Consider the following 4,097-nt stretch of genomic DNA (forward strand, 5'->3'; position numbering starts at 1 on the left):
GCCCCGGTGATCGGGACGGGCCGCGTCGGCACGGGTGTCGCTAGACCTGCTCGCCGGGGCGGTGCTGCTCCGACTCCAGCTCGGGCACGGGTGAGGCGGCGCCGACCGGGCGGGGCGGGGTGCTCAGCGGGCCGGGCACCTCCTGGCGTGCGACGGCCTCCGCGGCGGCGACCGCCTCGGCGACCTTCGGGTCGGACTTGAGGTCGAACCAGGCGGCGACCGACTCGTCGTCGTCCTCGGGCTTGGGCCGCTCGTCGTGGTCGGCGGGCGCCTCGTAGCGGAAGACGCCGTCGTCGCCGGGTGCGCCGAGCATGCGGGCGAACCCTTCGAGGGCCTTGCCGTAGTCGGACGGGATCATCCAGACCTTGTTCGCGTCGCCCTGGGCCATCTGCGGCAGCGTCTGCAGGTACTGGTAGGCCAGCACCTCCGGGGTGGGCTTGCCGTCCTTGATCGCGCCGAAGACCTTCTCGATGGCCTTGGCCTGGCCCTGGGCCTGCAGGTAGCGGGCGGCGCGTTCACCCTGGGCGCGCAGGATCTGCGACTGCCGCTCACCCTCGGCCGACAGGATCGCGGCCTGCTTGGCGCCCTCGGCGGCGAGGATCTGCGACTGCTTCTGACCTTCGGCGGTCTTGATGGACGACTCGCGCTGGCCCTCGGCGGTGAGGATCATGGCGCGCTTCTCGCGGTCGGCACGCATCTGCTTCTCCATCGAGTCCTGGATGGAGGGCGGCGGGTCGATCGACTTGAGCTCCACGCGCGCGACCCGCAGGCCCCACCGGCCGGTCGCCTCGTCGAGCACGCCGCGCAGCTGGCCGTTGATGTGGTCGCGGGAGGTCAGCGTCTCCTCGAGGCTCATGCCGCCGACGAGGTTGCGCAGCGTCGTGATGGTGAGCTGCTCGACACCGACGATGTAGTTGGAGATCTCGTACACCGCCGAGCGCGGGTCGGTGACCTGGAAGTACACGACCGTGTCGATGGAGACGGTGAGGTTGTCCTGGGTGATCACCGGCTGCGGCGGGAACGACACGACCTGCTCGCGCAGGTCGATGCGGGCGCGCACCTTGTCGATGAACGGCACCATGATGTTCAGGCCGGGTGCCGCGGTGGTGCGGAAGCGGCCGAGGCGCTCGATGACGGCGGCCTGCGCCTGCGGGATGACCAGCACCGACTTCACGGCGATGGTCAGCACGAAGATCGCGATGACGGCCGCGACCACGAGGGTGATCGGGTCCAACTCGTTCACATCCTTCTACGGGCTCACACGGCCGCGATGACCACGGCGGTCGCACCCTGGATCTCGACAACGGTGACGGCTTCGCCTTCTTCGACCACGGACCCGTCGAGGGTGCGGGCGCTCCAGGTGTCGCCGCCGATCTTGACCTGCCCGCCGTGCTCGTCCACCCGCGAGACCGCGACGGCCCTGCCGCCGAGCAGGGCCTCGTGGTGCATCCTGACGTCGGACCCGAGCTGCAGCCGCTTCTTGAGCAGCGGCCTGGCCGTGACGATCAGGCCCAGCGACGAGGCCGCGAAGACGAGCACGCTCACCAGGTCGGCGGCACCCAGTGCGGACACGCCCGCCGCCGCCAGCGCGGCAGCGCCGAGCATCACCAGCACGAAGTCACCGGAGAGAACCTCGGCGACGACGAGCAGGATCCCGACGATCAGCCAGATCAGGGCGGCCATGAGCCCATACATACACCACCTGGAGCAGCCGAAACCGGAATTCGGCGCCCGCGGGCCGGACCGTTGCGAAATCGATCAGCCCGCTGTCGAAACCGGCCCCGGCCGTTCGTACCAGGGGGTGACACGGTCTTTCGGCGAAAGGTGGCCCGCGATGAGGTCGATCTCGGTGACGATGTTCACGACCCTGGACGGGGTGGTGCAGGGCCCCGGCCGGGCCGACGAGGACACCCGCGGCGGGTTCACCCGCGGCGGCTGGGGCGCCCGCTACGACGACGAGGTGCTGGCCGCCGAGATGGGCAGGGGCATGGCGCAGGGCGGCGCGATGCTGTTCGGCCGCCGCACGTGGCAGGACTTCACCGCCGCGTGGGCGTCGGCGACCGACGGCAACCCGTTCACCGCGCACATGAACGCCGCCCGCAAGTACGTGGTGTCCCGCACGCTCGACTCGGCCGATGCGTGGCAGAACTCGGTGCTGCTGCGCTCGACCGGCGACGTGGCCGCCCTCGACGGGGAACTGTCGGTCATCGGCAGCGTGGCGCTGGTCCGGTCACTGCACGCCGCGGGCCTCCTCGACCGCTGCACGCTGGTCGTGCACCCGCTCACGGTGGGCAGCGGCGCGCGCCTGTTCGACGGGCCGGCGCCGCTGACGGAGTTCACCCTCGACAGCTGCCTCACCACGGGCAAGGGCTCGATCGTCGCCACGTACACGCGGGTCAGTCCTGCGTGACGGTGACGAAGTCGATGAGCCGCTCGACGGCGCCGAGCAGGTCGGACTCGACGTCGCGGTAGCTGCTCACCGCGCCCAGCACGCGCTGCCAGCCCTCCCAGGGCTCACCCCAGCCGAGCCGGGCGCAGACGCCGGTCTTCCAGTCGACGTCGCGCGGCACCACGGGCCAGGCGTCGATCTTCACGGCCCGGGGTTTGACGGCCTGCCAGATGTCTACGTAGGGGTGGCCGGTGACGAGCACGTTGTCGTCGCGGATGCCGTCGACGAGGCGCTGTTCCTTGGAGCCGGCGACGAGGTGGTCGACCAGGACACCCAGGCGCCTGTTCGGGGCGGTGCCGAACTCGGCGATGCGCTGCGGGAGCTCGTCGACGCCGTGCAGCGGTTCGACGACGATGCCCTCGACGCGCAGGTCGTGGCCCCAGACGCGTTCGACGAGCTCGGCGTCGTGGCGGCCCTCGACCCAGATGCGGCTGGCCTGCGCGGTCCGGGCGCGCAGCCCCTCGACCTTCACCGACCCGGACGCGCTCGTGCGTCGCTGGGGCTGCTGGGCGGGCATGGGCTTGACGAGGGTGACGGGCTTGCCGTCGACGAGGAACCCGGCGGGGGTGAGCGGGAAGAGCCGGTGGCGGCCGTGGCGGTCCTCCAGCACGACCTGGCCGTACTCGAACTTGACGACGGCGCCGCAGAAGCCGCTGGCGGGGTCCTCGGCGACGAGACCGGGCGTGGCCTCGATCTCGGGGACCTTCTTGCGCTTGGGGCCCGAGAGGACGTCGCGGCCGTAGTCGTGGGAACGCACGCCGGAAACCCTATCCGTAGAACGGTTTGAAGGCGGTGAGCCACTCGTGGACGCGGCCGAGGTCGACGTCGGCGCCGTGCAGGTCGTGGTGGTCGTGCACGAAGTCCATCCAGTCGAACGCCGGGTCGCCGACGCAGGCGCGCGGGTCGATGGCGACCGGGCCGTGGGGGCCTTGCAGGACGTTGCCGGGGTGCATGTCGCCGTGCAGCAGCACGGGGGTGATGTCGTCGTCGGCGAGTTTGCGGGCGCGGTGGTGTTCGGTGGCGTAGTAGGTGCCGGTGCGGCGGGTCAGCAGCGTCTCGAACAGGAAGTCGATGCGCGCTTTGAGCGGCGGGAACCCCTTGGGCGGTGCGCGGTGCAGCTGCGGCAGCACCCTGGTGGGTTCGGTGGCGGGGGTGCCGGGGCTGACGCGGTCGAGCAGCAGGGCGCCGCGCGGCAGGTCGGTGTCGAGCAGGCCGACCACGGCCGGGGTGGCGGCCCAGGCGGTGAGCGCGCGGGCTTCGAGGGCGGCGATGTCGCGGTCGGGGGTGAGTTTGAGGACCGCGGTGGTGCACAGGAACGTGGCGCCGGTGCCGCCGGGCAGGTGGGTGGTGACGGTGAGGCCCCAGCGGGCGCTCAGGGTGGCGACCAGGTCGGGCAGTGCGTCGATCCAGTGCGTGACGTCGCTGCCGAAGCGTCGGATGAGCCGGGATCTGGCGTCCTCGTCGATCACCCCGCTCAGGCTAGCGAGTCGGCCCCGGCTTGTCGGCGGAACTGGTACTCCGCGAGCGCCGGGCGCCACAGCCCGGCGGCGTCGAAGCAGGTGCCGAGCAGCCGCAGGTCGGCGCCGTCCCCGGCGACGGCGACCTTGCCGTCGACGACCCACCTGTTGGCGGGCAGCAGCGGCACGGG

General features: G+C 71.6%; 5 protein-coding genes. 1 reads left to right on the top strand and 4 read right to left on the bottom strand.

The features are described from left to right. Positions 1-40: 40 nt before the first annotated feature. Both ACFWGZ_RS39970 and ACFWGZ_RS39975 read right to left on the bottom strand, forming a co-directional pair. Entirely contained in the window at positions 41-1,234 is a 1,194-nt protein-coding gene (locus tag ACFWGZ_RS39970; RefSeq protein ID WP_382456802.1) for an SPFH domain-containing protein, read from the bottom strand. A gap of 23 nt (positions 1,235-1,257) precedes the next feature. Beyond that, positions 1,258-1,683: an NfeD family protein gene (locus ACFWGZ_RS39975; RefSeq protein ID WP_382456798.1), complete on the bottom strand. Its 426-nt coding sequence runs from the start codon at positions 1,681-1,683 to the stop codon at positions 1,258-1,260. 151 nt (positions 1,684-1,834) lie between these two features. Between ACFWGZ_RS39975 and ACFWGZ_RS39980 the strand changes: the two genes are divergently transcribed. Further along, positions 1,835-2,410 (top strand): dihydrofolate reductase family protein, encoded by a 576-nt coding sequence (locus tag ACFWGZ_RS39980; RefSeq protein ID WP_382456799.1) that lies wholly within the window; start codon positions 1,835-1,837, stop codon positions 2,408-2,410. Here the strand turns inward: ACFWGZ_RS39980 and ACFWGZ_RS39985 are convergent. Together ACFWGZ_RS39985 and ACFWGZ_RS39990 are read right to left on the bottom strand one after the other, a co-directional pair. Continuing rightward, the gene (locus ACFWGZ_RS39985) at positions 2,397-3,206 is read right to left on the bottom strand and encodes a DUF3097 domain-containing protein (protein ID WP_382456800.1); all 810 of its coding nucleotides are present in this window, start codon (positions 3,204-3,206) and stop codon (positions 2,397-2,399) included. The genes ACFWGZ_RS39980 and ACFWGZ_RS39985 overlap by 14 nt on opposite strands. Positions 3,207-3,216: 10 nt before the next feature. Continuing rightward, on the bottom strand, positions 3,217-3,918 hold the full coding sequence (locus ACFWGZ_RS39990) for an aminoglycoside phosphotransferase family protein (RefSeq protein ID WP_382456801.1): 702 nt from the start codon (positions 3,916-3,918) through the stop codon (positions 3,217-3,219). Between the last annotated feature and the right edge of the window lie 179 nt (positions 3,919-4,097).

It is taken from the genome of Lentzea sp. NPDC060358 (assembly GCF_042725365.1).
GTDB lineage: Bacteria > Actinomycetota > Actinomycetes > Mycobacteriales > Pseudonocardiaceae > Lentzea.

Coding starts and splice junctions, on each gene's coding strand:
- ACFWGZ_RS39975 (WP_382456798.1), bottom strand. CDS start 1,683: ATGGCCGCCCTGATCTGGCTGATCGTCGGGATCCTGCTCGTCGTCGCC.
- ACFWGZ_RS39980 (WP_382456799.1), top strand. CDS start 1,835: ATGAGGTCGATCTCGGTGACGATGTTCACGACCCTGGACGGGGTGGTG.